General features: G+C 69.3%; 27 protein-coding genes. 10 read left to right on the top strand and 17 right to left on the bottom strand.

The features are described from left to right. Positions 1-108: 108 nt before the first annotated feature. Positions 109-969 (bottom strand): 3-hydroxybutyryl-CoA dehydrogenase, encoded by an 861-nt coding sequence (locus tag CHB84_RS06160; protein ID WP_089300517.1) that lies wholly within the window; start codon positions 967-969, stop codon positions 109-111. A gap of 132 nt (positions 970-1,101) precedes the next feature. Continuing rightward, positions 1,102-1,308, bottom strand: a complete 207-nt coding sequence (locus CHB84_RS06155) for a DUF3073 domain-containing protein (protein WP_089300516.1) — start codon at positions 1,306-1,308, stop codon at positions 1,102-1,104. Positions 1,309-1,588: 280 nt separating this feature from the next. Here CHB84_RS06155 and CHB84_RS06150 point away from each other — a divergent pair, with 280 nt between their 5' ends. Beyond that, positions 1,589-2,485, top strand: coding sequence for a DUF8083 family protein (locus CHB84_RS06150; RefSeq protein ID WP_089300515.1), 897 nt, complete (start codon positions 1,589-1,591; stop codon positions 2,483-2,485). Here the strand turns inward: CHB84_RS06150 and CHB84_RS06145 are convergent. Together CHB84_RS06145 and ygfZ are read right to left on the bottom strand one after the other, a co-directional pair. Then, positions 2,476-3,039: an RsiG family protein gene (locus CHB84_RS06145; protein ID WP_089300514.1), complete on the bottom strand. Its 564-nt coding sequence runs from the start codon at positions 3,037-3,039 to the stop codon at positions 2,476-2,478. The genes CHB84_RS06150 and CHB84_RS06145 overlap by 10 nt on opposite strands. 81 nt (positions 3,040-3,120) lie before the next feature. Continuing rightward, positions 3,121-4,242 (bottom strand): CAF17-like 4Fe-4S cluster assembly/insertion protein YgfZ, encoded by a 1,122-nt coding sequence (ygfZ, locus tag CHB84_RS06140; RefSeq protein WP_176439803.1) that lies wholly within the window; start codon positions 4,240-4,242, stop codon positions 3,121-3,123. Between the two features lie 114 nt (positions 4,243-4,356). Here ygfZ and CHB84_RS06135 point away from each other — a divergent pair, with 114 nt between their 5' ends. Beyond that, positions 4,357-5,208, top strand: a complete 852-nt coding sequence (locus CHB84_RS06135; protein ID WP_089300513.1) for an aminodeoxychorismate lyase — start codon at positions 4,357-4,359, stop codon at positions 5,206-5,208. Positions 5,209-5,273: 65 nt separating this feature from the next. On the opposite strand, the gene CHB84_RS06130 is transcribed toward CHB84_RS06135, so the two are convergent. From CHB84_RS06130 to CHB84_RS06105, 6 genes are all read right to left on the bottom strand, one after another. Next, positions 5,274-5,915 carry a heme-binding beta-barrel domain-containing protein gene (locus tag CHB84_RS06130; RefSeq protein WP_089300512.1) on the bottom strand — a complete coding sequence of 214 codons (642 nt, stop codon included), beginning with the start codon at positions 5,913-5,915 and terminating at the stop codon, positions 5,274-5,276. Between the two features lie 196 nt (positions 5,916-6,111). Further along, a complete protein-coding gene (locus CHB84_RS06125) occupies positions 6,112-6,417 on the bottom strand; it encodes a DUF1416 domain-containing protein (protein ID WP_089300511.1) in 306 nt (101 codons plus the stop codon). Positions 6,418-6,419: 2 nt separating this feature from the next. Then, on the bottom strand, positions 6,420-7,256 hold the full coding sequence (locus CHB84_RS06120) for a sulfurtransferase (protein WP_089300510.1): 837 nt from the start codon (positions 7,254-7,256) through the stop codon (positions 6,420-6,422). A 60-nt stretch (positions 7,257-7,316) separates the two neighbouring features. Continuing rightward, complete coding sequence (locus CHB84_RS06115) at positions 7,317-7,757, bottom strand: DUF4395 domain-containing protein (RefSeq protein WP_089300509.1); 441 nt, start codon at positions 7,755-7,757, stop codon at positions 7,317-7,319. A 231-nt stretch (positions 7,758-7,988) separates the two neighbouring features. Next, the gene (locus CHB84_RS06110) at positions 7,989-8,438 is read right to left on the bottom strand and encodes a thioredoxin family protein (protein ID WP_089300508.1); all 450 of its coding nucleotides are present in this window, start codon (positions 8,436-8,438) and stop codon (positions 7,989-7,991) included. A gap of 131 nt (positions 8,439-8,569) precedes the next feature. Continuing rightward, positions 8,570-9,355, bottom strand: coding sequence for an LmeA family phospholipid-binding protein (locus tag CHB84_RS06105; RefSeq protein WP_089300507.1), 786 nt, complete (start codon positions 9,353-9,355; stop codon positions 8,570-8,572). 284 nt (positions 9,356-9,639) lie between these two features. Between CHB84_RS06105 and CHB84_RS06100 the strand changes: the two genes are divergently transcribed. The 6 genes from CHB84_RS06100 (at position 9,640) to pstB (ending at position 15,562) form a co-directional block, all read left to right on the top strand. Continuing rightward, the gene (locus CHB84_RS06100; RefSeq protein WP_089300506.1) at positions 9,640-10,416 is read left to right on the top strand and encodes a response regulator transcription factor; all 777 of its coding nucleotides are present in this window, start codon (positions 9,640-9,642) and stop codon (positions 10,414-10,416) included. 68 nt (positions 10,417-10,484) lie between these two features. Continuing rightward, entirely contained in the window at positions 10,485-11,429 is a 945-nt protein-coding gene (gene mshD, locus CHB84_RS06095; protein ID WP_089300505.1) for a mycothiol synthase, read from the top strand. 283 nt (positions 11,430-11,712) lie between these two features. Continuing rightward, entirely contained in the window at positions 11,713-12,813 is a 1,101-nt protein-coding gene (gene pstS / locus CHB84_RS06090) for a phosphate ABC transporter substrate-binding protein PstS (RefSeq protein ID WP_245818585.1), read from the top strand. Positions 12,814-12,924: 111 nt separating this feature from the next. Further along, positions 12,925-13,863, top strand: coding sequence for a phosphate ABC transporter permease subunit PstC (pstC, locus tag CHB84_RS06085; protein WP_217898480.1), 939 nt, complete (start codon positions 12,925-12,927; stop codon positions 13,861-13,863). Then, the gene (gene pstA / locus CHB84_RS06080; protein WP_089300503.1) at positions 13,860-14,771 is read left to right on the top strand and encodes a phosphate ABC transporter permease PstA; all 912 of its coding nucleotides are present in this window, start codon (positions 13,860-13,862) and stop codon (positions 14,769-14,771) included. The genes pstC and pstA overlap by 4 nt, the downstream gene beginning before the upstream one ends. Positions 14,772-14,785: 14 nt before the next feature. Beyond that, positions 14,786-15,562, top strand: coding sequence for a phosphate ABC transporter ATP-binding protein PstB (pstB, locus tag CHB84_RS06075; RefSeq protein WP_089300502.1), 777 nt, complete (start codon positions 14,786-14,788; stop codon positions 15,560-15,562). A gap of 77 nt (positions 15,563-15,639) precedes the next feature. Here the strand turns inward: pstB and phoU are convergent, their stop codons facing one another. From phoU to dusB, 6 genes are all read right to left on the bottom strand, one after another. Further along, the gene (phoU, locus tag CHB84_RS06070) at positions 15,640-16,305 is read right to left on the bottom strand and encodes a phosphate signaling complex protein PhoU (protein WP_089300501.1); all 666 of its coding nucleotides are present in this window, start codon (positions 16,303-16,305) and stop codon (positions 15,640-15,642) included. Positions 16,306-16,476: 171 nt separating this feature from the next. After that, the gene (locus CHB84_RS06065) at positions 16,477-17,061 is read right to left on the bottom strand and encodes a TetR/AcrR family transcriptional regulator (protein ID WP_089300500.1); all 585 of its coding nucleotides are present in this window, start codon (positions 17,059-17,061) and stop codon (positions 16,477-16,479) included. Beyond that, on the bottom strand, positions 17,058-18,257 hold the full coding sequence (locus tag CHB84_RS06060; protein ID WP_176439801.1) for a cytochrome P450: 1,200 nt from the start codon (positions 18,255-18,257) through the stop codon (positions 17,058-17,060). Before CHB84_RS06060 ends, CHB84_RS06065 begins: the two co-directional genes overlap by 4 nt. A gap of 131 nt (positions 18,258-18,388) precedes the next feature. After that, positions 18,389-19,813, bottom strand: coding sequence for an LCP family protein (locus CHB84_RS06055; protein WP_089300498.1), 1,425 nt, complete (start codon positions 19,811-19,813; stop codon positions 18,389-18,391). A gap of 838 nt (positions 19,814-20,651) precedes the next feature. Further along, positions 20,652-21,575, bottom strand: a complete 924-nt coding sequence (locus CHB84_RS06050) for a GGDEF domain-containing protein (protein ID WP_245818584.1) — start codon at positions 21,573-21,575, stop codon at positions 20,652-20,654. 284 nt (positions 21,576-21,859) lie between these two features. Beyond that, entirely contained in the window at positions 21,860-23,002 is a 1,143-nt protein-coding gene (dusB, locus tag CHB84_RS06045; RefSeq protein WP_089300496.1) for a tRNA dihydrouridine synthase DusB, read from the bottom strand. A 78-nt stretch (positions 23,003-23,080) separates the two neighbouring features. Between dusB and CHB84_RS06040 the strand changes: the two genes are divergently transcribed. Together CHB84_RS06040 and CHB84_RS06035 are read left to right on the top strand one after the other, a co-directional pair. Next, entirely contained in the window at positions 23,081-23,605 is a 525-nt protein-coding gene (locus CHB84_RS06040) for a 2'-5' RNA ligase family protein (RefSeq protein WP_089300495.1), read from the top strand. 57 nt (positions 23,606-23,662) lie between these two features. Next, a complete protein-coding gene (locus CHB84_RS06035; protein WP_089300494.1) occupies positions 23,663-24,118 on the top strand; it encodes a DUF6328 family protein in 456 nt (151 codons plus the stop codon). Positions 24,119-24,202: 84 nt separating this feature from the next. Here the strand turns inward: CHB84_RS06035 and CHB84_RS06030 are convergent, their stop codons facing one another. After that, positions 24,203-24,418: a dodecin gene (locus tag CHB84_RS06030; RefSeq protein ID WP_089300599.1), complete on the bottom strand. Its 216-nt coding sequence runs from the start codon at positions 24,416-24,418 to the stop codon at positions 24,203-24,205. Positions 24,419-24,529 lie beyond the last annotated feature (111 nt).

Genomic DNA, 24,529 nt, shown 5'->3' with positions numbered 1-24,529 from the left:
ATCCTGCCGCACCCCGTGCAGCGAGCGGGGAGGAGCCGAAGGTGACACTCGGCTCCTTCTATGGAACCGAGGTCACCTTCGGCTCCTCCCCGCCGGCGCTGCGGTGGGTCAGCTGTACTCGTAGAAGCCGCGGCCGGACTTCTTGCCGAGCAGGCCCGCGTCGACCATGCGAAGCAGCAGCGGCGGCGCCGAGTACAACGGCTCCTTGAACTCGTCGTACATCGACTCGGTGATCGACTTGATCGTGTCCAGCCCGACAAGGTCGGCCAGCCGCAGCGGGCCCATCGGGTGCGCGGTGCCGAGCTCCATGCCGTTGTCGATGTCCTCCGCGGAGGCGAAGCCGGACTCGAACATCCGGATCGCCGACAGCAGGTACGGCACGAGCAGGGCGTTGACGATGAACCCGGCCCTGTCCTTCGAGCGGATCACGGTCTTGTTCAGCGTGTCGGCGACGTAGCTGCGGGTGCGCTCGACCACCTTCTCGTCGGTGAGCAGGGACGGCACCAGCTCGACCAGCGGCAGCACCGGAACCGGGTTGAAGAAGTGCACCCCGACCACGTGCTCGGCCCGGTTCGTCGCCATGCCGAGTTTCATGATCGGGATGGACGACGTGTTCGAGGCAAGGATGGCCTCGGGCTTGTCGACGACGGCGTCCAGTTGGCCGAACAGGTCGACCTTGGCGGCCTCCTGCTCCACGATGGCCTCGACCACGAAGTCGGAATCGGCCAGTGCGCGCAGCTCCGTGGTGTAGCTCAGCCGGTCCTGCGCCTGCCGTGCATCGTCCTCGTTGAGCTTACCGCTGCGCACGGCACGCTGTAGCGACTTGTCGATGCGTGCCCGGCCCGCTTCCAGCGCCGACTCGTCCATCTCCCGGACCGTGACGTGGCGACCGGCCCGTGCGTTGACTTCCGCGATCCCCGAGCCCATGAGCCCAGCACCGACGACGCCCACTCGTTCAATCTCGGTCACAGCTCACTCCTTCACAGCTTGCCCTGCTTGCTTCGCGCACAACGAACACCCGAAAGGATGCGACCCGTATACACATCACGAGCGCGAGAGAACGCCCCCGTTACCGGGACGACTCCCGCGCTCGTGATGTGTTCAGCTACGGTGCCCGTCCTCACCCTCGTACGGGTCGTACGAGTCGTAAGGGTCGTACGGGTCGTGGTACTGATCTTCGTTGTGGCCTTGGCCAGGCGACTTACCCGCCAGCTCGCGCTCAAGGGCGTTTAAGTCTGTGGGGGGAGTGCGGTACTTGAGCTCCCGGGCCACTTTCGCCTGCTTGGCCTTAGCTCGGCCGCGCCCCATGGCTCGACCCCCTCACACAGGGGCGGGGCGGCCGCGGGAAACGGCGGCCCCGCATCTCGTCTCGACAACTCTTTCCTGGCTCCTACCGTACCGTGTCCCCGCGGACGGACGCGACGCGGTTGGGGCATGAATCCGAATCGGGCGTTGCCCAGCGGTGTGATGACCTGGATCTGCCCTGGAGTGTGACGCCGGACACGCGTCCGGGTGCCGGTCCGCCGACGCGACGGGGAACGGCCCTCCCGGGAGTCCCTCCGGTCACGGAACGTGCCACGATTGGAACGTGCTCCGTCCGTACTCCGCGTACTTGCGGGTCTACGAACCACTGTCCGCGTTCAACGGGCAGGTCGACACCGCGACGATCGCCGAATCCGCACTCGACTCCGGTGAAGCGGAGCGTTACGAGCAGGCGATGTGGTTGCGTTCGCAGGCCGGCTCCACGCCGACGCTGCTGCCCGCCGAGCTCACCGACGGGCGCCCCGAACCGGGCACGGCCACCGACATGCTGGTGCGCGAGCCGGAGGAGATCCCGGGTGGAGCCGACGCAGGTGTGGGACCCGAACCGCTGGTGTGCCCGCTCGAGCTGCGCGCCCGCTCGGCCGCGGCCCTTGTGAGCTTCCTCGGCGAGGCGCATCCTGCGCTGCGCTCGGTGATCGTGAGCGGGGCAGACGGCTCGGTGGAGTCGGTCCGGGCCAGAGCGAACGCGGTGCTGTCCGAGCGGGAGACCTCGGCGATGCACGTGCTTTCGGTGAACTGGTCCGTCCCGCTGCCCTGGTTCACGCTGATCGACCCCGCCCAGCGCAAGCTCGTGCTCGGCTCGGGGATGCACGACCCGGAGCGGGAGCTGTCCTGGCGAACGGCCATGGCGGACGCGCGCAGGAGGGTGGCCGAGGCCAGGGAGCTGGCCGAGCGCACCCTCGGCGACGAGGGGCCCACCCAGGTGCTGATCGACACCGAGCGGTGGCTGACGGCCTTCCACCCCAACTCGGCCGTCGAGCTGGACTACGGCGGGCTCGTGCAGCTGATCGACGACGCCACGCTGGAGTCGGACACCTCCGCGGACGACGTGCACGCGATCGTGGCCGCGTTGCGTTCGGGGGACATCGAGCAGCTCACCGACCTGTTCCAGGAGCTGCGGGAGTACTGGGGCGCACTCGCCGCGCGGGAGCGCTACAACTGATCACCGCGCTCGGTGGCCAGTAGCTCGTCGACGGAGGCATGGCCTGCGGCGTAGCGGGTGGTGATCTCGGCGTTGAGCCGGTCGACGACGGCCTGGACCTGCTGCCTCCGCCCGGAGACCGAAGCCTCCTCGGTCAGGTAGGCATCCAGCCCTTCGGCGAGGGCGTCATCCGACAGCGACTCGACGTCGGTCAGTCCGGCGTCGGCGATGAGCGACTCGACCTGCCGCCTGCACTCACCGGTCCTGGTCGGCTCCATCGGTTGGTACCGGCCGGGACGCGCAGGGGTGTGGATCGCGTTCTTGGCCAGGATGGCCGTGAGCTGGTCGACCACACTGTGCTGCCCGCCACTGGCGCGCCGGGTCTGCTCGGCCCGCACGATGTCGATGCGTGCGTGCAGCATGCGCCGCAGGAAGGACAGGTCGGTCTCCTCTTGCGCCGCCTCGTCGCGCCGCTCGCGCAGCTCGGCAAGCGGCATCTGCTCGATGCCGCTTGTGTAGTCCTCGCCGAGAACGCGGTCGATGCGTCGACGGCCGCCAGGCCGAACTTCGATCACGTGATTATCCTGCTCCCGCGGGGTGCGTGTTGCCAAGCGACTTCGGTAGGTATCACGCGGATGGCGGTGTTATCGCCGTGCTCACCCCTTCAGCTTGGACACGGCTTCCCGACCCGGCGCGGTTCCCTCCTCGGGAACAGAGTCCGGGTCGATCGAGGCCTGTACCGGGTTGTCCTCGTTGCCGACCAGCAGTTCGGCGTCGGAGCGTACGGAGCGTTTCACCAGGCCGAGCGCGACGGGACCGAGCTCGTAGTGCTGGACGACCGTGCCGAGCCTGCCGACGGTGCGTTCACCCGATCGGATCGGGTCGCCGGTCTCCGGTGTGATCTCGGGGGAACCGTCCAGATGGAGTAACAGCAAATTGCGGGGTGGCCTGCCCACGTTGAAGACCTTGGCGACGGTTTCCTGCCCGCGGTAGCAGCCCTTCGCCACATGCGCGGCCGAACCGATCCAGTTCACCTCGTGCGGGATGGCGCGCTCGTCGGTGTCCACACCGTGGCGTGGCCGCACCGACTCGACGCGCAGGGCATCGAAGGCCCACGAGCCTGCCGGGCGCGCCCCGGCGTCCGTGCAGCGCCGCCACCACGCCGTCAGCTCGGACCTCGGCACGAGCAGGTCCACCCGGCCGGGGTGGGGCCATGGCATCCGGCGCGCGATCACGCCGCCCGCGCCGGCCACCGCGTAGGGCTCGTCACCGAGCTCGATGCCGAGCGCCGACAGCACCGAACCCGACTCCGGGCCGAGCAGGCTGAGCACGGCGCGCTCCTCGGTGGCGTCGCGGACGGTGACATCGGACCAGAAACGCATCGCGTCCAGGTACTGCAACAGCGGCTGCCGGCCGCCCTTCGGCAGTGCGCTGGTCGCCTCGTTGCCCTGCTCGGTGTCCATCCAGACGACGCCGTCGTGGTGGGCGAGCACCAGGTGGGCCTCGATGCGTCCCTGGCTGTCCAGTACCAGTGCCTCGGTGCCCGCGCCGTCCGCCAGCTCGGTCACGTGCTGGGAGATCACCAGGTGCAGCCAGGACAGGCGCTCGCTGCCCTCGACGGCGTAGACCGCGCGGTGCGAGCGGTCGACGACCGCGACCGACCGGGCCGCCACCCGCTGCTCGGTGAACGGGTCACCGAAGTGCCAGGGCACCCCTTCCTCGGGATGGCCCTCCGGAGCGGGAATCGCGTCGTGTGTCTCGAGGATCGGGGAGGTCAACCGTGTCTCCTAGCTGGTGGGGCGGGTGCCGCAGGCGGGCCGGCTGCCGCGGCTGCGGCCGGTCCTGTTCCCGCCGGCCGGGGTGAGTAGCGCGACGGGACTACGCTGTCCATTATGCGCGTACTCATCCACCTCGACGGATCCGTGGCCGACCCGGACGCCCCGCAGGTCCGCGTGGACGACCTCGGACTGCTCCGCGGCGACGGGGTCTTCGAGACGGTCCTGGTCTCCGGCGGGCACGCCCGCGAGCTCGACAAACACCTGGACCGCCTGGAGCGCTCGGCGAGCATGCTCGACATGGACACGCCGGACCGGCAGGCGTGGCAGCGAGCCGTGGCGGCGGCGATCGAGCGCTGGCCGGAAGGATCCGAGATGGCGCTCAAGCTCGTCTACACCAGGGGACTCGACTCCGACCCCTCTGCAGGGCCGACGGCGTTCGCGCTGGGCATCGAGGTGAGTGAGGGCTTGCTGCGGGCGCGGGCGGAAGGCATCGCAGTGGTGACCCTCGAGAGGGGGATCGACACCGATCTCGCCGCGCGCGCACCGTGGCTGCTGCTCGGCGCCAAGTCGCTGTCCTACGGGATCAACATGGCCGCGATGCGTGAGGCCGAACGGCGCGGGGCGGAGGACGTGATCTTCACGGCGGGGGACGGCACCGTGCTGGAAGGGCCGATCGCGAACGTCGTCGTGGCCGATGGCGGCACGCTGTACACGCCACCGCCGAGCATCGGCATCCTGCCGGGGACCACCCAGGCCGGGCTGTTCCGCGCCGCCGAGCGGGCCGGCTGGAGTACGAAGATTGAGCCGTTGCGTATCGAGGACCTGCGCGGTGCCGACGGGGTCTTCCTGACGTCGTCCATTCGCAAGGTCACCCGGGTGCACACGCTGGACGGCGTGCAGCTACCGGACTCCCGCACGCTGCATGCCGAGCTCGCCGCCGCCTACGAGTCCGAGTACCCCGGCTAGGAGGCGAACCGAAGAACTCCTCCGGTACACCACAGGTACCCGGGGAGTTCTTCGGCTCGCCGCGCTCAGCCTGCCACGCGCTCCAGGCGTGCCGAGACGTGTGGCTGCATCTCCTGGCCGGACATCGCGCGTTCCTCGACGTAGGCGAGGTCGCCGGTGCCGACGATGCCGTAGAGCCGCTTGGCTGCCGAGACGTCCTTCGCGCTGACCGTGCGCACCACCGCGTCGGTCTCCAGCTCCCAGGAGGTCTGGTTGCGCGGCGCGCCGTAGAACACCTCGACGACGCCGGTCATGTGGGCCAGCAACAGCTCGATGGAGTCGTTTGCCTGCGGGCGCCACCAGCCGACCTCGCGGGCGGCCGGCCGGATCACCGCGCCGTCGGCGTCGAGCAGCCAGGAGCGCGCCTCGTGGTAGAGGAACGGCCGCCCGTCGTGCGCGATGGTGATCTGCTGGGCGAACCGCACCGGACCGTCGATGGTCGGGTAGTCCACCTCGCCCTCGCCGCGCCACACGCCGACGAGCGGGAGCAGGGCCAGGCAGGCGTCGTTGAGGTCGGCGCCCTCCCGCAGGTTCGCGGTGTCACCGGGGATCGGCAACTCGTCGAAGGCGGGGATGTTGCGCCCGCGGGTGTACTCGGCGCGCGCTGCCGCCGCTTCGACGGCCTCGTTGCCGCTGCCAGGGGTCGGCGGGGTGGTGCCTTCTGTCATCTTCTCAGCGGTTGTCCGAGTACAGCCTGTAGACGACGTAGCCGGAGAACCACGTCGTCAACACCATTACGAGCAGCATCAGGGCGGTAAAGAAGATTTCCACGCCGACCAGGGTAGCGGGCGCGGCCCGCCGACGACGTGCGGGTGGCCCCCGACGTTGCGGAGGCCACCCGCACGGTGGTGCTGTCGGCCGGTGTCAGTTGACGGTGACCGGGACCTCGTAGAGGCCCGGCTCACCGGTGCGGACCGAGGCCTCGCCGCTGCCGCTGGCGTGCAGCGCGCGGACCGTCCACTCACCCGACGCCGCGTAGAACCGGAAGTCCCCGTCCGCGGAGGCCTGCACCTCGCCGACGAAGTCGCCGTCGTCGTTGAGCAGCCGTACATAGGCCCCGCCGAGCGGGCCGTCGTTCCCCGTGACCTTGCCGGCGAGCACGACCTGCCCCTGGGTGTCGGTGTCCGCTGGGGTGGCCGTCTGGGCCGGCGCGCCGCAACCGTCGCTCATGCTTACTTCTCTCCCAACTCGATCGGCACGCCGACCAGCGAGCCGTACTCGGTCCACGATCCGTCGTAGTTCTTCACGTCCTGCAGCCCCATCAGCTCACGCAGCGCGAACCAGGTGTGGCTGGAGCGCTCGCCGATGCGGCAGTAGGCGATGGTGGGCTTGGAAGTGTCGATGCCGGCTTCTGCGTACAGCTCGGCGAGCTCCTCGGCCGTCTTGAACGTGCCGTCCTCGTTGGCCGTCTTGGCCCACGGTACGTTCGCCGCCGAGGGGATGTGCCCGCTGCGCTGCGCGGACTCCTGCGGCAGGTGCGCGGGCGCGTTCAACTTGCCGGTGAACTCGTCGGGCGAACGGACGTCGATGAGGTTCTTGGTGTTGATCGCGTCGACGACCTCGTCCCGGAACGCCCGGATGGACAGGTCCTGCTCGGAGGCGACGTAGTTCGTCTTCTCGCGCGTGGGCACCTCGGTGGTGAGCTCGCGGCCGTCCAGCTCCCACTTCTTGCGGCCGCCGTCGAGCAGCTTGACCGAGTCGTGGCCGTAGAGCTTGAAGTACCAGTACGCGTAGGCCGCGAACCAGTTGTTGTTCCCCCCGTAGAGGATGACCAGGTCGTCGTTGCTGATGCCCTTCTCGGACAGCAGCTTCTCGAAACCTGCCTTGTCGACGAAGTCGCGCCGGACAGGGTCCTGCAGCTCGTTCTTCCAGTCGATACGCACCGCGCCAGGGATGTGCCCGCCGTCGTAGGCGGTGGTGTCCTCGTCGACCTCGACGAAGACCACGCCCGGTGTGCTGAGGTTCTCCTCGGCCCACGCGGTGGTGACCAGAACGTCTTCACGGCTCATGTCAGCGGTACTCTCTTTCTCCTTCTCGTGTGCCTACTTGTCATCTCGTGCGCGGTGAGCTCACGCCGTGTTCTCCCCGGACCGCACCACGAACCGGCGGACGAGCGGGTACATCTCGCAGCCGAGGCAGTAGCCGAACGCGGCATTGAGGAACGCGGCGAGCAGGGCCAGGCCCGTGGCGACGATGCCCAACACGGTGAGCCCGGTGGCGTAGCCGACGGTGCCCACAACAGCGAACGCGAACCCGACCCCCTGTGCGAACCGCGGTGGCGCGGGGTCCTCCCGGTCGGCCGGTGGACCGAGGCGGGGTGCGACCACTGCCCGGTACAGCGTCGAGTAGGGAGAGTAGCGCAGCCCGGCGAAAGCGCCTGCGGCGAACACCACGGCTTGCGCGGCCAGTAGCGGCCACCAACCGGTGATCAGGACGACCGCGAGGACCACGGTGGTGATCCCCGCTGCGAATCGTGGACCACGTGGGTCGATGTATTGGGTGGGTGACATGACCCTCTCCCGGCAGTGGACGGACGGGCGTGCTCGTGCGGCGAACTACACGAGCACCAGACACAGGCTGCTGCGCACGCGACAGAAGTCGATCGCGCGCCGCTGTGTCAGCATTCGTCGCTGTGGGTGCATGATCACGACACCGAGCCTACCGGCTCCGTCCTGACTCCGGGAGCGGTGTCCACACCGTGGACACCCCATGGGCACGCTGGACAGGATGCGTGGTCACCGTCACGGCTCGGTGGCAGGGGACAGGTGCGGCCGGAGAGCGTGCACCAGCGAGTCGGTGTCCGGGACGCCGGTGACACGTAACACCTCGGTCCCGGTGGAGTCGTAGGCGACCGTCGTCGGGGTGCGCAGCACACCGAGGGCGGATCCGACGTCGGGCCGCTCGGTGATGTCGATCGCGGCGTGGTGCACCTCCGGCGAGTGCTCGGCGGCAGCGGACAGCCGCGCGTGTGCCTGGCGGCACGGGGCGCAGGCGGCCGAGGAGAGCTGGACGAGCGTGATCCTGCTCTCCGGGTCGATGGCTCGCATGACAGGCGCGGGTAGGTCCGCGGCAGCCGACGACCGGACAGAACCCGGCCGGGTCAACCGGATCGAGCCGTCGCGGGCGCGCAGCACGAGACCGATGGCGGTACCCACCGCGAAGATCACCAGCGTGATCACTAATCCGGTCATCGCCGCGAGACCCTCCGTGCTGACGTGTTGCCGGGAAGTTCGGCTCGGGCACCGCTCCCGTGCCACCCACGGTACCGGTCCGCGAACCACGAGTCCGCTGCTGCGGCGCGGCGCCCGGGAGGATGCTCGCCTCAGGCTCCCTGGCCGAACCGGACGTCGCTGGCCTCCCCCTGGACGACCAGTGCCCCGCGCCGCACAGCGACCCCGGACGGGGTAACGCCGAACGGCAGGTTTCCCGGGTCGATCGTGGTCTCGAACTGCGGCAGGAAGGCGTTTCGTACCTCGTCGGGCACCTCCACGGTGCCGCTGTCCCTGCCGAACTCGAGCCGCCTCGGCGCGACACGTACGGATCCCCCCGTGAGCTCGATCACGCCGTAGGCGACGACCTCCACGTCCCGCTCACCCGCGATGTCGGTGGTCGCGGCGAGCCGGACACCGGCTGTGGAGCCGATCGCATCCGGGCCGCCGCCGGTGTCGTCCGTGGATTCCCCGTCGCGTGTCAGCTCGTCGGTCGCGTCGTCGATGCGCAGGTCGGGCAGTTTGACCGCGCGGCCGACGTCGTCCTGAGTGATCGTCACGGTGCCTTCGAGCTCGCTGATGATGATCGCGTCGGTGTCCCCGCTGAGCACGTCGGGCAGGGGAGCGTGCACGTCCCGCAGCTCGGCGGCGAGCTCCAGCTCGCGCAGGACGTCCGTGACGGGCACGCCCTCCGCGTCGATGGAGATCCGCTGGTAGGTGCCACCGACTGCCTGGGTCGTGAAGGGGAACCCGTGGATCGTCACGGCCGGGTCCTCGGACAGCTCGAACTGCTCCCTGGCCTCCTGCGCGAGCCGGTTCTCGGCGACGGCCGCGAGGGCGAGGTCCGCACCGACGAGCAGTGCGGCGAGGACGATGACAACGACGATGGTCTTCTTCATCACGCGTCCCGGAGCTGGTCGGTCGTCTGGTGCCTGCGCGCGTGCCGCGCGGCTGTTGCATCCGCCATTCAATCATCGACCGCGTCCGGGCATGCCCGGAGATGCGCCTCGAGAGGCGCCCGGACATATGGCCCGAGGGGCGCCGCACAGGCATCGCACAGCGGTGTGAGCGTGTGACATGAGCTGCATCGCCGATGTGTCCAGCGAGATCAGTGGTTATGCTCGGGCGGCAACGGCCGTGGCGCCGTGTGCGTAGTACGCCATGAGAACAAGGCGGTGTGTCCATGGGTATGGACCTGTTGGTGTTGACGTCGGAGAAGGAAGCAACGACGCTCCTCCCCTCACTCGAGTTGCTGCCGCATGACGTGCGCGTGCGGCCGCCCGAGGTCACGGCGCTGCTGGACGCCGGAAGGCGGGATGTCACGCTCGTCGACGCGCGTAGCGACCTCGCCTCGGCGAAGAGCCTGTGCAGGCTGCTCAAGGGCGCGAACGAGGACGGGGTCTCCCCGGTCATGGTGGTCACCAACGAGGGCGGACTGGTGGCCGTGAACGCCGAATGGCGTATCGACGACATCGTGTTGCCCACTGCGGGGCCTGCCGAGGTCGATGCCAGGCTCCGGCTTGCGAGCACCCGGCAGTCCGGCGGCCCGCAGGCCGAGTCGGAACTGCGCGTCGGTGACCTGGTCATCGACGAGAACACGTACACGGCGCGGCTGCGCAAGCGCACCCTCGAGCTGACCTACAAGGAGTTCGAACTGCTCAAGTACCTGGCGCAGCACGCGGGGCGTGTCTTCACCCGTTCGCAGCTGTTGCAGGAGGTGTGGGGGTACGACTTCTTCGGCGGCACCCGCACCGTCGATGTGCACGTGCGGCGGCTGCGCGCCAAGCTCGGCCCCGAGCACGAGCAGATGATCGGCACCGTGCGCAATGTCGGCTACAAGTTCGACAGCCACCTCAAGTCGGCAACGAGCCGTCCGCCCGAGCAGGTGGACGGTGCCGAGCACGTGGAGGCACCCGGCCCGGTGCCGACGACGCGCACCGGATGGTGGCGCACGGAGTAGGGCGGCCGGCTCGGGCGCGGCGTCCCGACGGCGCGGACGCTCTCGGGACGGACCAGTAGGCTGGCACGATGCCGCATGTCGTGTGGGTGGATGAGCTGAACGCCGAACATCAGCCCGCTGTTCTCGAGCTGCTGCGGGCGGTGCGCGCGAGCGACGGGCGCCCGGATCCCGGACCGCGCGGTGGCCTTCCGGAGGACCTGTCCACGGGGCCGTACGCCCTGGCATACCAGGACGCCGAGCTGGTCGGGTTCGCACAGCTGGACCAGCGGGGCGACGCGTTCGGCCGGGAGGTCGCCGAACTGTTCGTGCACCCCGAACTTCGGGGGCGAGGCCACGGGGGCTCGCTGGCCGCGGCGGTGACGGAACGGGCGAGCCGGACGCTGCGCTACTGGTCGCACGGCGACCACCCGGCGGCCGCCCGCATCGCCCGCCGCGCCGGGCTGCGCAGGGTGCGCGAGCTCCTGCGCATGCGTGCCGACCTCACCTCGTGCGCGCTCGGCGAGCCGCGGCTGCCCGCGGATGTGCGGGTGCGCACCTTCGTGCCGGGGCAGGATGAGCGCGCGGTGATCGATGTGAACGCGCGCGCGTTCGCCTGGCACCCGGAGCAGGGCGCGCTGACCGTCGACGAGCTGCGTGCGACCGAGCAGCAGGAGTGGTTCGACCCCGGCGGGTTCTTCCTCGCCGAGCGCTCGGCGGGCTCGGCGAACGCCGGGGAACCGGAGGGGCCTGCAGGTGGGCTGCTCGGCTTCCACTGGACGAAGGTGCACCCGCCGGACCCGGACGGGCGTGATGTCGAGGTGGGGGAGGTGTACGTGGTCGGCGTGGACCCTCAGGCGCACGGTCGCGGCCTCGGTACGGCGCTGACGCTGGCTGGGCTGCGGTACCTCGCCGAGCGGGGGCTGCGCGAGGTGATCCTGTACGTGGAGGGGGACAACCCCGCGGCGATCACCGTGTACAACCGGCTCGGCTTCGGCACCGAGAGCACGGATGTGCAGTACGAGCTGGCACGTTGAGTAACGGGAATGTCACGGGATGTTCACTGTCACCCGGCGGTCGGCCTACACCCGGAGGTCGCCTGCGGTTAACCTCGGGCGACGTCCCCTGCAGGGTCCCCTGCCGGCGACGGAACACCCGGTGGCGGGGGTGATTCCGGGGACTCCCGTGCCGGGTTAGCCCGCTCACACCCGGCCCCTGTTCACCTTGTGTTCATCTTGCGGGGGGTGGCTGTCTACCCGAGCTGTTTACCGTCTCCAGGGACGTCGACAGATGTGCGTGGAAGGGACGACTGTGACCCGAGTGCGGCGCGGGAAACTGGCCTGCGCGCTGGCAACGATGGTCCTCGTTCTCGCCGGCTGCGGAAGCGACGACAATACCGCCCAGACCGGTATCGACATCCCCGATGTCGACTGCTCGGGCGCGCCGACGATCAACGCGAGCGGGTCGACCGCGCAGTCGAACGCGATGATCAGGTTCATCAACATCTACGACTCCGCCTGCTCCGGGTACACCGTCAACTACAACTCGAGCGGTTCGGGCGCGGGGGTGAACGAGTTCATCGGCGGACTGACCGACTTCGCGGGCTCCGACGTCCCGCTGCAGGAGGAGTTCGACGAGGTGTCCGACGCGAAGCAGCGCTGCGGCGGTCACGAGGCGTGGCACCTGCCCCTGGTGTTCGGGCCGATCGCGGTCACCTACAACCTCGAGGGATTCGACGGAATCGCGCTGGACGGCCCCGTGCTGGCGAAGATCTTCAACGGGACGATCACCGAGTGGAACGACCCGCGCATCGCCGAGCTCAACGACGGCGTCGACCTGCCGGACAAGGAGATCACGGTGATCTTCCGCAGCGACGAGTCCGGTACCACGCAGAACTTCCAGAACTATCTCCGGACGGCGTCCGAGGACGCGTGGGGGCAGGGGACCGGCAAGATGTTCCTCGGCGGGGTCGGGGAAGGTGCGCGCGGTAACGAGAACACGTCCTCGGCTGTGGACAGGACCCCCGGTTCGATCACCTACAACGAGTGGTCCTTCGCCGAGCAACGCGGGCTGCAGATCGCGAGGATCATCAACTCGGGTGGGGGCGAGCCCGTCGAGCTCGACTCCGAGAGCACGGGCAAGGCGATCGACGCGGCCACGGTCGCGGGCGAGGGGCACGATCTCGTGATCGAGCTCGACTCCATCTACGGCACCGAGGAGAACGGGGCCTACCCGCTGATGCTGGTCTCCTACGAGATCGTGTGCTCGACCTACCCGGACCCGGACGTGTCCGAGGCGATCCAGACCTTCCTGCGGGTCGCCGCCACCGACGGCCAGCAGGGGCTCACCGATGCGGGCTTCACTCCCCTCCCCGACGTGTTCCAGAAACGGCTGCTCGATTCGATCGAGGCACTGTCCTGACATCGAATGGTGCGTGACGACGGCATGACGACCCCACCTTCCGGACCGTCCGGCACCGGCACGCCTGGTGGTGCCGGCGACACCCACGTGCGAGACGGACCGCTGAACGAGATGTCGTCCGGCGGCAGGCGTAAGGCCGATGACCTCTTCCGGTGGGCCTCGACCGGCGCCGGGATCACCGTCGTCGCCTCCATCGGGGCGATCGGGCTGTTCCTCGCCGTGCAGGCGTGGCCGTCGTTGATGGCCAACAGCGCCAACTTCTTCCTCAGCACCGAGTTCGAGACCAGCGATGTCGAGGACCTCCGTTTCGGGGTACGCGACCTGCTGGTGGTGACGGTGCTGTCCTCGGCGTTCGCGCTGGCGATCGCGATGCCGCTCGCGCTGGGTATCGCGCTGTTCCTCACCCAGTACGCGCCGCGGAACCTGCAGCGGTTGTTCGGTTACCTCATCGACACGCTGGCGGCTGTCCCGTCCATCGTCTACGGGCTGTGGGGCCTGTTCGTGCTCGGGCCGGTGCTCGTGCCGGTCGCGCTGTGGCTCAATGACACCCTCGGCTGGATACCGCTGTTCGCGGAGGGGAACGTCTCGATCACCGGCGGCGGGACGATCTTCACGGCGGGGATCGTGCTCGCGGTCATGATCCTGCCGATCATCACGTCGGTGACACGGGAGGTGTTCCGGCAGACCCCGGTCACGCACATCGAGGGCGCGCTCGCGCTCGGCGCCACGAAGTGGGAGATGATCCGGATGACGGTGCTGCCGTTCGGCCGGAGCGGCTACATCGGTGCGTCCATGCTCGGTCTCGGGCGCGCTCTCGGCGAGACGGTCGCCGTGCTGGTCGTGCTGCGCATCGCGACGGAGCCTGCGACATTCTCCCTGTTCGACGGGGGATACACCTTCGCGTCGCTGATCGCTTCGGCCGCGAACGAGTTCGTCCACCCGTTGCCGACAGGGGCCTACATCGCGGCAGGCTTGGTGCTGTTCGTCCTGACCTTCATCGTCAACGCGATCGCCCGCACGATCGCCGGTGGGAAGGTGCAACGCGGGTGACTACCACCGAGACTTTCGTCGACCGGCCGGACGGCGCGCCGACGTTCCAGCATCTCAGCGCCGGGCGAAGGGCGCGCGACACCCTGGCCACGGTGCTGGTGACGGCTGCGTTCCTCGTCGCCCTGGTCCCGCTCGTCTGGCTGTTGTACACCGTGATCTCGCGGGGGTACGAGGCCGTGCTCTCCAGCCGGTGGTTCACCCACTCGCTCAGCGGCGTGATGCCCGACCAGTTCGCGGGCGGGATCTACCACGCGCTGTACGGCAGCATCGTGCAAGGCGTGCTGTGCGCGGTCATCGCGGTGCCGCTCGGCGTGTTCACCGCGATCTACCTCGCCGAGTACGGGCAGGGGTGGCTGGCGAGAACCGTGACGTTCATGGTGGACATCCTGTCCGGCGTGCCGTCGATCGTGGCCGCGCTGTTCGTGTTCGCGCTGTGGATCAGCGTGTTCGGCCTGCCGAAGAGCGCGTTCGCGGTGTCGCTCGCGCTGGTGCTGCTGATGTTGCCGATCGTGATCCGCTCCACCGAGGAGATGCTGCGGCTGGTGCCCGACCAGCTGCGCGAGGCCAGCTACGCGCTCGGCGTTCCGAAGTGGAAAACCATCGTCAAGATCGTCCTGCCCACCGCATTCTCCGGGATGGTCACCGGAATGATGCTCGCGATGGCCCGGGTGCTCGGGGAGACGGCACCCGTACTGGTACTTGTCGGGTACAGCCGTTCGATCAACTACAACGTCGTCGAGGGCAACATGGCGTCCCTGCCGCTGACGGTGATGAACGAGCTGCTCAACCCGGAACCCGCGGGCGTGGCACGGATGTGGGGCGCGGCTCTGACGTTGGTCCTGCTGGTGATGCTCTTCAACTTGATGGCGGCGGTGATCTCGAGATTGTCCGCCGTGAAGACCGAATAGGGTGGTAGGAAGCAGTGGCGAAACGTATCGACGTCAACGACGTCAACATCTACTACGGCAAGTTCCACGCGGTCAGTGATGTGACGTTGTCGGTCCCGCCGAAGCATGTCACGGCGTTCATCGGGCCGTCGGGCTGCGGCAAGTCCACCGTGTTGCGCACCCTCAACCGGATGCACGAGGTGATTCCCGGCGCGCGGGTGGAGGGCAAGGTCCTGCTGGACGGGGAGAACATCTACGCACCCTCCGTGGACCCGGTCCAGGTGCGCCGCACCATCGGGATGGTCTTCCAGAGCCCCAACCCGTTCCCCACGATGTCGATCAAGGACAACGTGCTCGCGGGCTTGAAGCTCGGCGGGGAGAAGAACAGGCAGCGACTCGACGAGATCGCCGAGCACGCGCTACGCGGCGCCAACCTGTGGAACGAGGTCAAGGACCGGTTGAACAAGCCGGGCGGCGGACTGTCCGGCGGGCAGCAGCAGCGCCTGTGCATCGCACGCGCGATCGCGGTACAGCCGGACGTGCTGCTGATGGATGAGCCCTGCTCGGCGCTGGACCCGATCTCCACGCTCGCGATCGAGGACCTGATCAGTGATCTGAAGCAGGACTACACGATCGTGATCGTCACGCACAACATGCAGCAGGCCGCCCGGGTGTCCGACCAGACGGGCTTCTTCAACGTCCCCGGCGTCGGTGAGTCCGGCAGGCTCGTCGAGATCAACGACACCGAGAAGATCTTCTCCAACCCCGACGAGCAAGCCACAGAGGACTACATCTCCGGCCGCTTCGGCTGACCGACCCCACCCAGGAGGTGGAGCCGAATGTCACGTTCGGCTCCTTCTATGGAACCGAGGTCACCTTGGGCTCCCCGTCAGACGTCCTCGTCGGTGCCGTAGCCGGGCATCTTGCCGGTGACGACGAAGATCATCCGGTTGGCGACCGAGACCGCGTGGTCGGCGTAGCGCTCGTAGAAGCGCCCGAGCAACGTGGTGTCCACGGCCGCGGCGACTCCGTGCGGCCAGTCCTTGTCCATGATGACGGTGAACAGGTGGCGGTGGATGTTGTCGACCTCGTCGTCGGCGGACTCCAGAGCGCGGGCGGCGTCCACGTCGGTCGTCTTGATGACTTCCTCGGTCTGGCGGGCCAGCCGCACCGCGACCTTGCCCATCTCCCCGAAGTACGGGGTCACCTCGGGGGGCAACACCGGGTCGGGGTGCCGCCGGCGGGCGGTGCGCGCGACGTGCAGCGCCAGGTCCCCCATGCGTTCGAGGCTCTCGGCGGCGTGGATCACCGCGAGCACCTTACGCAGCTCGGTCGCCACCGGAGCCTGCAGGGCAAGCAGCGAGTACGCCTGCTCCTCACACTGCGCGCGAGTGTCGTCGACGTGCTCGTCGTCGCTGATGACCTGCTCAGCGAGCTGCAAGTCGGTCTCCAGCAGTGCCTTGGTCGCCAGCTCCATCGCGTTGGCGACCATCCCGGACATGCTGGCCAGTTTGTCTGCGAGCCGGTCCAGCTCGACGTGGTAAGCCTCGCGCATGGTGCCTATTTTACGGCTCTACCCGGCATGACGCTGGTCCGCGGGGTGAACGGAGAGGGAATTCTCGTTGAGGGCGTGGCGCGCTTCCGCGACCTTCCCTGGTCAGCGCCGTGCCCGCGCGGTGGCGGGGCGCGTCGGCCGAGGGCCGGGTGACGGTTCCGGCGGCTGCCGTCACCGGTCACCACGCAGGGCGCCGTGTCCGTCGCCGAGCAGCGCGGGGACGGCGAATCGTTCGATCATGCGGCGTTCCTCGGCCTCGTCCCGGCCGGGATTGCTGAGCAGGGAGATGATGATACGCAGCAGCCAGTTGGCGCGGTCCTGGTTGGCCGGGTCGGTGGGGTCGCCGAAGAAGGCGGCGCACAGGGACTGGATCACCGGGGAGGACCCGGCGAGCTCGCCGGTGACGCCGCTGTCCGGGTGGGTGAACCAGGCTGCCAGGGCAGGCGTGTCGCGCACCTCGCGCAGTGCGCCGCGGATCGCCTCGGCCAGGCGCGGAGCGGGGTCGGTGATCGCGCTGACCTGCTCGGCGATGCGGTGCGCGAGCCGCCGTGTCTGCCGGTGCATGAAGGCGACGCGCACCTCGTGCCTGCCGTCGAAGTAGCGGTACAGCGTGGCCCGGGAGCAGCCTGCGGCCGTGGCGATGTGGCTCATCTCGGTGGCGGCCACCCCACGCTCGGCGAAGACCTGCTCGGCGGCGTCCAGGATCCGCTCGGCTGCCAGCTCGGTGCGTTCGGTGCGCAGCCACGGCGTGCTCATGCCCGGTTCCCGAGGTAGCACGGCAGGCTCTGGTACCGCCGCACGTAGTGGCCGCCCGCGAATACACCGCGGGCGGCGTCGACCTCGAAGCGCGGGTACCGGGCGAGTAGCTCCTCCAGCGCGACGCGGGCCTGCAGGCGGGCGGCGGATGCGCCGATGCAGTGGTGTGGCCCGACGCTGAACGAGAGGATGTGTCGCGGCCTGCGCGTGATGTCCAGGCTCTCGGCGTCCGGGCCGTACTGCTGCGGGTCCCGGTTGGCCGAGGCATAGAGCAGCAGCACCTTGCGGCCCGCGGGGATGGTTGTGCCGTGCAGCTCGACGTCTCGTGTCGTGGTGCGGGCCAGGCCTTGCACCGGGCTGGTCAGCCGCAGCAGCTCGTCGATGGCGTCCGGGATGAGCGCAGGGTCCTCGGCCAGGGCGTCACGCTGTCGTGGATGCTCGGTCAGCAGCTCGGAGCCGGGGCCGAGCAGGCCGGTCGTGGTGTCGTTCCCGCCTGCGACCATGGTGAACGCGAACCCGAGGATGCGGATCAGGCTGTGCTCCTCTTCGTCGCCGAAGACGCGGATCAGATCGGAGATCGTGTCGTCGGCGGGTTCGGCGCGGCGGCGCCGGACGAGGTGGTGGAAGTAGTCGAACAGCTCCCCGACCGACTCGCGGGCGGTGAGCGGGTCGCCGTGGGCGTTGGCCGCCACGATGTCATCGGTCCAGTGGTCGAACTTCGCCCGGTCGGCCGGTGGGACCCCGAGGTAGTGCGCCACGACGAAGCTGGGCATCGGCTTGAACAGCTCGGCGACGATGTCCACCTCGTCGCGCCCCGCGAGCCGCTCCAACCGCTCGGTGACGAACGAACGCACGGCAGGCTCGATCGACGCCACCCGGCGCGGCGTGAACCCCTTGCTGATCAGCCTGCGGAACGCGGTGTGCTCGGGCGGGTCGAGGAACACCATGGGTGTGGCGGCGTCCAGCCCGACCGCTGCCTGGTCGCCGTAGGTGAAGGTCAGCCCGTGCGCCGAGGAGAACGTGGCGGTGTCCCTGGCGGCGGCGGACACGTCGGCGTAGCGGGACAGCACCCAGAAGTCACCCGGCTCGACGTGATGGACCGGGTCGTGCTCGCGTAGGTACGCGTACATCCCGAACGGGTCCCGCCACGACTCGCCCGACCGCGCCGCGAACCCGTGAAACGCGACTGCTGCCATGTCTTGAGAGTGAGACATGTGTGAGTCAATGTCAAACATCGGACTTCACGCATGCCGTGTGAGTACCCGGAGGTCGTGACGGTGCGGGACCCGCGGGGCCACCAGGCGCGGTCGCGGCCGGACCCCGGGGCTCAGGATTCGGTACCGGGGAGCGGTTCGTTGCCGATCAACGCCCCGAAGAGCTCACCGGCTTCGCCTTCGAGGAGGACCTCGTTGCCGCGCGCGTTCGCGAACCCCGTTGTGGGCACGGTGATGAAATCGATCGAATCGACCCCGGTCGACTTCAGCGAGTGGGCGAGCGTGAGCATGTCGCCCATCGCCACGTTGTCCCCGAACGTGGCGTCGGTGAACGCGGTGACGAAACGCTTCATCCTGCGCGGGTCGAGGACGACGTCCCGGGACACCGCCGAGTTCAGCAGCGCGGAGACGAACTGCTGCTGGCGCTGCATGCGCCCGTAGTCGGATGTGGGGTCGCCGTGTACGTGCCTGGCACGGACGAAGTCGAGTGCTTGGGTTCCGGAGAGGACGTGCGTGCCCGGCTCGTCGATGACGACCCCGAGCACCTCGTCGATGACGGGCTCCTGCACCGTTACAGGGACCCCACCGACGGCGTCGACCATGCCGGTGAACCCGAGGAAGTCGACGCCGACGAAATGGTTCACCCGGAGTCCGGAGATGCGCTGGACGACGTCGGTGACGCAGCGTGGGCCGCCCATGGAGTACGCTTCCGCGAGCTTGACCTGCTCGGCCTCGTGCACGGTCTCGGCGGAGTACTCGCGCGCCTTGTCGTCCCACTGCTCGCAGCCGTTCAGATCGACCTCGAGGTCACGGGGAAAGGAGACGAATACCGCGCGGTCCTCGCCCGCGGGCACGTGCGCGAGCATGATGGTGTCGGCCCGTGCGCCGACGACGTCCTCGTCGGTCCCGTGGCCGGCCTCCGCGTCGAGCCCCTCGCGGGTGTCCGAGCCGATGATCAGGTAGTTCGAGTCCCCCTGCTGGGCGGCTGCGTCCTGGATCGCCGGGGAGCCGGGGTCGAGGGCGGAGACCTCGTCGAAGCGGTCGTCGTAGTAGGCGATCCCTCCCCATGCGCCCCCGACGGTGAGCACGACCATCATCGCGAGGACGAACACCGCTGCCCGCGTGGCGAGCACCGTCCGGTGGTGCCTGCGCCTGCGTTTCTCCTGCAGGCGGGTGCGTACCGGCCGGTCCGGGGGCTCCGTGGCAGCCTCGCCGGCTTCGTCGTCCTCGTGCGGATCCGGGTCGTCACCGCCGTTGCCGACGAGTTCGGGCTCGGCGGCAACGGCCCCCTGGTCGGCTGCCTGCCCGCCGGCCTGCGGTACACGGGCATCGACGGTCGGCAGTACGTCGGTGGTCCCGGCGACGCCGTGCCGCGGTATCTCGCCGTCCTGCCCGTGCTCGTCGCCGTTCCCGGAATCGCTGTCGACGACCGACCTCACCAGTGCCGGAGCCAGCACGTGCCGTGTCACGCTGCTGGAGTCGGGTGCGGACAGTCGCGCGGGCGACTCCTCGTGCGAGATGTTCAGCGGCCCCAGCAACGACCCCGTGTGACCCTGCGGCGCGGGCCGTTGCGGTGCCGTTCCGCGTGGCGCGGGCGGATGGGACGCGGGTCTGGTGCGTTGCCGGGCCGGGGGTCCCTGCGGGGGCGGGGCATGGTGCGGGACGGGGTTTCGCTGAGGCGGCGATCTTCGGGGCGGGGGTGGTTCGGCCGGTGGTTGCGGGCGCCGTGCTGCCGGTGGCGGCTGTGGCGTGGTCCGTGGATCCCGTCCCTGGGGCGGTTGCGGGCCCGCGGGTGGTTGACGCCCGCCTGGAGGTCCCTGCGGGTTCGCTTGCGGCCCGTGCCGGTTCCGTTGTGCGTCACCTGCAGGTGCCTGCGGTGGCCGTGCCTGCGGGGGTGGAGGCTGCGCGGCCTGCGGCGGTTGCGGGGGAGCTGGTGGTGGGAAGTCGGGCCGCCTGCCGGTGAGCCGGTGAATGAGGTCGGCGGCGTTGATTCCGTCGCTGGTGTCCTGCGCGCGGCGACGGCCACGCCCGTCCGCACGCGGAGGCGGGGGAGCAGAGGGTGGCGTGTGCCCGGCGGGCCGGCGTGGTTGCTGGTTCGGGGGGTGCGCGCCGGGCGGTTGGGGGCCGGTGCCCGACGTTCGCGGGTCGTCTGGCACTCAGCCTCCTTTCGCCGTATGCGTCCGCGACGCGCTGCACGTCGCCGTTACGTCGCGCATGGATCGCGGTAAATAGTACTGCTGTTGAACCGCGGTGACGACACTATCGGGTGTATTCGCACACTGCGAGTTACTCAGAGTTCGGCCGGCCAGTTCGACGGTCACAGTCCGATCGGGTTGGCAGGTATGCGCATGCGCCCCGGAGAAGCGCGTAGCGTCGTCAGCGGCAGTTGTCGTCGAGTCCCGCGAGCCGGATCGCCCCGTCCTTACGGTAGGCCACGGTGTTGCGCCCGGATCGTTTGGCCGCGTACAGCAGGTCGTCGGCGCGCCGGAGCTGGCGTTCGGCATCGTCGGTCTCCGGGAGGACGGCGCCCACGCCGCTGTGGGTCGCGTGGTGCACCAGGCCTGCGCTGATGGTCACGTGCAGGCCGCCTGCGAGCGCCGACCACGGGTGGTCGGCCACACGTGCGCGCGTGCGCTCCAGAGTGGTCACAGCCTGGCGCGCGCTGATGTTCGGTAGTACGAGTACGAACTCCTCACCTCCGTAGCGGGCGCAGAATCCACCGTCGGGCAGATCCACCTGCAGCAGGGACACCACGCGCTGCAGCACGCTGTCCCCGAGCGCGTGCCCGTAGGTGTCGTTGACGTCCTTGAAATGGTCGAGGTCGATCAGTGCGATCGCGACACCACGCTCGATGTCGACCTGATCGGTGAGCAGGTCGACGAGCTGCCTGTGCAGGTAGCGCCGGTTGTAGGTCGCGGTCAGCTCGTCCCGCATGCTCGCGTCGAGCGCTTGCTCATGCGCTTTGCGCAGCTCGGCGACCTCGCGCTGGTGCTGCTCGGGAAGCCGGAGCGCGGTGCAGTCGTGGTCACGTGCCAGCCGCAACGCGGTCTGCAGGTGCGCGTAGGCCCCTTCCCAGTTCTCCTGGGCCGCGAGCAGGTTGGCGATCGACTCGTGGAGCTCGATGAGATCGACGGGGTAAGCGGGCAGCGAGGGTCGCGTTCCGAGTCCGTGTAGTCCGGTATCGACCGCGTAGTCCATCCCCTGTGGGGGAGTCGCACGGCCGCGCGCGGCGTACTCGCGTCTCACTTCGGTGGCTGCCTGCACCTCACCCGTCCCGGTCGCGCTCGGTCGATGTGGCACCGTACCTGCCTCTCTCACATGAACGTTCTCGTCCAGGAGGAGGCGCAGCTTGAGGTATGAGGACGTCCAACGGCCCAATATCACCCGAAAGACGGGCAACCTTTCGCAGGTCAGGTGAATATGATTACCGTAAGTGCACAATCATTCGCACGTGCATTCGGATGCGCCGCGCTACTCTACGACGTCGGGAGTGATCGCCGAGGAGAACGAGCGGGCCCATCCAGCACGCGCACCCGTAGCCCGGGCCGGCTGTGCCTGTCCACGGGTAGCGGCGCGAGCCGGGCTCAACCCCCCGAGTGCATGACCTCAGCAGCGGTGGGCACGCACCGGTCGTCCGGGTCGTCCAGCCAGCCGTGCGGCAGCACCACCCGGGATGCCGTGCCCTGCCGCCCGCGCGGCCCCTCGGCCTCGGCGGGGAACGGGACGTCGGCGTCCAGCTTGCCGAGCAGGTCGTCCAGCTCCGCGAGCGAGGACACCCTGGCGAGCGACCGGCGCAGCTCACCCCCGACGGGGAAACCACGGAAGTACCAGGCCATGTGCTTGCGCAGGTCACGCATGCCCTTGTCCTCACCGTCGTGCTCGGCGAGCAGTTCGGCGTGCCTGCGGAGCACGCGCGCGACCTCACCGAGGGAGGGCCCCTCCGGTACGGGCCTGCCGGCGAACGCCGCCTCGAGCTCGCCGAACAGCCATGGCCGCCCGAGGCATCCCCTGCCGACGACCACGCCGTCGCATCCGGTCTCGGACATCATGCGCGGGGCGTCGGATGCGGCGAAGATGTCGCCGTTTCCGAGTACCGGAACGGTGGTCACCGCTTCCTTCAGCGCCGCGATCGCCGACCAGTCGGCCTGGCCCGAGTAACGCTGTGCCGCGGTGCGGGCGTGCAGGGCCACCGCGGCGGCCCCCTCGGCCTCGGCGATCCGGCCCGCGTCCAGATGGGTGTGGTGGCCGTCGTCGATGCCGATGCGGAACTTCACCGTCACCGGGATGCCCGCGGGCTCGGCGGCGCGCACGGCGGCGGCGACGATGTCGCCGAACAGCTTGCGCTTGAACGGCAGGGCTGCGCCGCCGCCCTTGCGGGTGACCTTGGGGACCGGGCAGCCGAAGTTCATGTCGATGTGGTCGGCGAGATCCTCCTCGACGACCATGCGGGCCGCGCGGTACATGGTCTCCGGGTCGACCCCGTAGAGCTGCATCGAGCGCGGGTACTCGGCGGGGTCGAAGGTGACCAGGTGCATCGTGCCCGGGTGCCGCTCGACGAGTGCCCGGTTGGTGATCATCTCGCAGACGTACAGGCCCGCCCCGTACTCGCGGCACAGCCTGCGGAAGGCGACGTTGGTGATGCCGGCCATCGGGGCGAGCACCACCGGCGGATCGACCTGGTACGGGCCGATCCGCAGGGTCGCTGGGGGAGCCGATGGAGCAACCATGCCCCTATTGTCTCTGGCCTCCGCGCCGGCGGTCGCGGTGGCCCGCGTAGCAGGGTGCCGGCAAGTACGGTCCGGGACATGGCCCTTGGAGTGTGCCTGCTGTTCGACCACGCCACCGAACGCGCCCTGCGCGGGCTGTGGGACAGGTTGGAGGCGCGCGGGATACCGACGCTGCGCTCGCACACGCACGGCCTGCACGTGCCGCACATGTCCTACGTCGTGTTGCTGCGCTGGGAGCTGGACGCGGTGCGCGCGGCGGTGGACGGCCTCGGCGACGGTGGCCCCTTCGAGATCACGTTCGACGCTCTCGGTACCTTCCGCCGTGGACGGGCCTGCCTGGTTCCGGCGGTACCTCCCGACCTGGTGACGCGCCAGCAGGCGGTGGTCGAGGCGACGCGCGCGACGGGGGCACTGGTGCACATGCACTACGAGTGCGGCCGGTGGTTGCCGCACGCCTCGCTCGCGCCACGAGCGCAGGCCGGCTGGCTGCCCACCGTGGCAACGGCGGTCTACGAGGTTCTCCCGCTCACCGCGCGGGTCGAACGCGCGGCCCTGATCGACAGCTCGACCGGCCGGGTGTGGCCGCTGAGCACGGTGCCGTGAGCGGACCGTCGGGGCCCGTACCGAGCGGGCCGTGGCCGGGGAGCTTAGCCTTGGTCCGTGCCGGATCGCTACGAGGAGGAGACCGAGAAGCAGCGCCTCGCGCGTAACGTCAACGAGCTGCTCGGCGAGCTGCGGGTCGCCCAGACCGGCGTGCAGATCCTGTTCGGGTTCTTGCTCGCCGTGGTGTTCACCCCGCTGTTCCGCAAGGCCAGTGACTTCGAGCAGGGGCTGCACCTGGCGGCTGTGCTGCTTGCCGTGCTCGCCACGGCGATGCTGAGCGCTCCGGCGGCCTGGCACCGCGTGCTGTTCCGCTCCGGCCGCCGGTACGAGATCCTGCGGTACGGTAACCGCCTCGTCCTGGTCGGTCTCGTGTGTATCGCGCTCGCGGTCACCGCGACGATCGCGCTCATGGTCAAAGTGATCTTCGGCCTGGTCCCGATGATCGTGATCGCGACCCTGGTCGCCCTGATGTTCACCGCAGTCTGGTTCTTCGCCCCACTGCGGTTGCGTTGACGGCCGGGAGGTGGCGAGCCGAAGGACTCCTCGGGTGGGCGGATATGCACCGAAGGAGTCCGTCGACTAGCCCCTCCGCGCCGGTCAGCCGGGTTCTTCCAGCCGGAAGCCGACTTTCATGCAGACCTGGTAGTGCGCGACCTCGCCGTTCTCGATATGGCCTCGAATCTCGGAGACCTCGAACCAGTCGAGCCCGCGGAGCGTCTGGCCCGCGCGCCGGACCCCGCCGCGGATCGCTTCGTCGAGGCTCTCACCGGAGCTGCCGACGATCTCGGTGACCCGGTAGGTGTGCTCGGGCATGTGCGCCTCCTCGTACGAGTCACGTGGCTGCAGTGCTGCTGTATGCGCACGCCGGGCTTCGAACGGCCCGGAAGCCATTGTCGGGGCTGCGTGGCGCCGGCGCATCCTGAG

The sequence above is a fragment of the Haloechinothrix alba genome (genome assembly GCF_900188115.1).
In the GTDB taxonomy this organism is placed as follows: domain Bacteria; phylum Actinomycetota; class Actinomycetes; order Mycobacteriales; family Pseudonocardiaceae; genus Haloechinothrix; species Haloechinothrix alba.
The sequence above is the reverse complement of the archived record's forward strand: the minus strand, read 5'-3'. Positions and strand labels throughout refer to the sequence as shown.

What these genes read in the sequence shown, in the direction of transcription:
- CHB84_RS06155 (WP_089300516.1), bottom strand. Translation starts at nt 1,308, where the DNA reads ATGGGGCGCGGCCGAGCTAAGGCCAAGCAGGCGAAAGTGGCCCGGGAG.
- CHB84_RS06135 (WP_089300513.1), top strand. Translation starts at nt 4,357, where the DNA reads ATGCGCGTACTCATCCACCTCGACGGATCCGTGGCCGACCCGGACGCC.
- CHB84_RS06130 (WP_089300512.1), bottom strand. Translation starts at nt 5,915, where the DNA reads ATGACAGAAGGCACCACCCCGCCGACCCCTGGCAGCGGCAACGAGGCC.
- CHB84_RS06125 (WP_089300511.1), bottom strand. Translation starts at nt 6,417, where the DNA reads ATGAGCGACGGTTGCGGCGCGCCGGCCCAGACGGCCACCCCAGCGGAC.
- CHB84_RS06120 (WP_089300510.1), bottom strand. Translation starts at nt 7,256, where the DNA reads ATGAGCCGTGAAGACGTTCTGGTCACCACCGCGTGGGCCGAGGAGAAC.
- CHB84_RS06115 (WP_089300509.1), bottom strand. Translation starts at nt 7,757, where the DNA reads ATGTCACCCACCCAATACATCGACCCACGTGGTCCACGATTCGCAGCG.
- CHB84_RS06110 (WP_089300508.1), bottom strand. Translation starts at nt 8,438, where the DNA reads ATGACCGGATTAGTGATCACGCTGGTGATCTTCGCGGTGGGTACCGCC.
- CHB84_RS06105 (WP_089300507.1), bottom strand. Translation starts at nt 9,355, where the DNA reads ATGAAGAAGACCATCGTCGTTGTCATCGTCCTCGCCGCACTGCTCGTC.
- CHB84_RS06100 (WP_089300506.1), top strand. Translation starts at nt 9,640, where the DNA reads ATGGGTATGGACCTGTTGGTGTTGACGTCGGAGAAGGAAGCAACGACG.
- mshD (WP_089300505.1), top strand. Translation starts at nt 10,485, where the DNA reads ATGCCGCATGTCGTGTGGGTGGATGAGCTGAACGCCGAACATCAGCCC.
- pstC (WP_217898480.1), top strand. Translation starts at nt 12,925, where the DNA reads ATGTCGTCCGGCGGCAGGCGTAAGGCCGATGACCTCTTCCGGTGGGCC.
- phoU (WP_089300501.1), bottom strand. Translation starts at nt 16,305, where the DNA reads ATGCGCGAGGCTTACCACGTCGAGCTGGACCGGCTCGCAGACAAACTG.
- CHB84_RS06065 (WP_089300500.1), bottom strand. Translation starts at nt 17,061, where the DNA reads ATGAGCACGCCGTGGCTGCGCACCGAACGCACCGAGCTGGCAGCCGAG.
- CHB84_RS06060 (WP_176439801.1), bottom strand. Translation starts at nt 18,257, where the DNA reads ATGGCAGCAGTCGCGTTTCACGGGTTCGCGGCGCGGTCGGGCGAGTCG.
- dusB (WP_089300496.1), bottom strand. Translation starts at nt 23,002, where the DNA reads ATGGTTGCTCCATCGGCTCCCCCAGCGACCCTGCGGATCGGCCCGTAC.
- CHB84_RS06040 (WP_089300495.1), top strand. Translation starts at nt 23,081, where the DNA reads ATGGCCCTTGGAGTGTGCCTGCTGTTCGACCACGCCACCGAACGCGCC.
- CHB84_RS06030 (WP_089300599.1), bottom strand. Translation starts at nt 24,418, where the DNA reads ATGCCCGAGCACACCTACCGGGTCACCGAGATCGTCGGCAGCTCCGGT.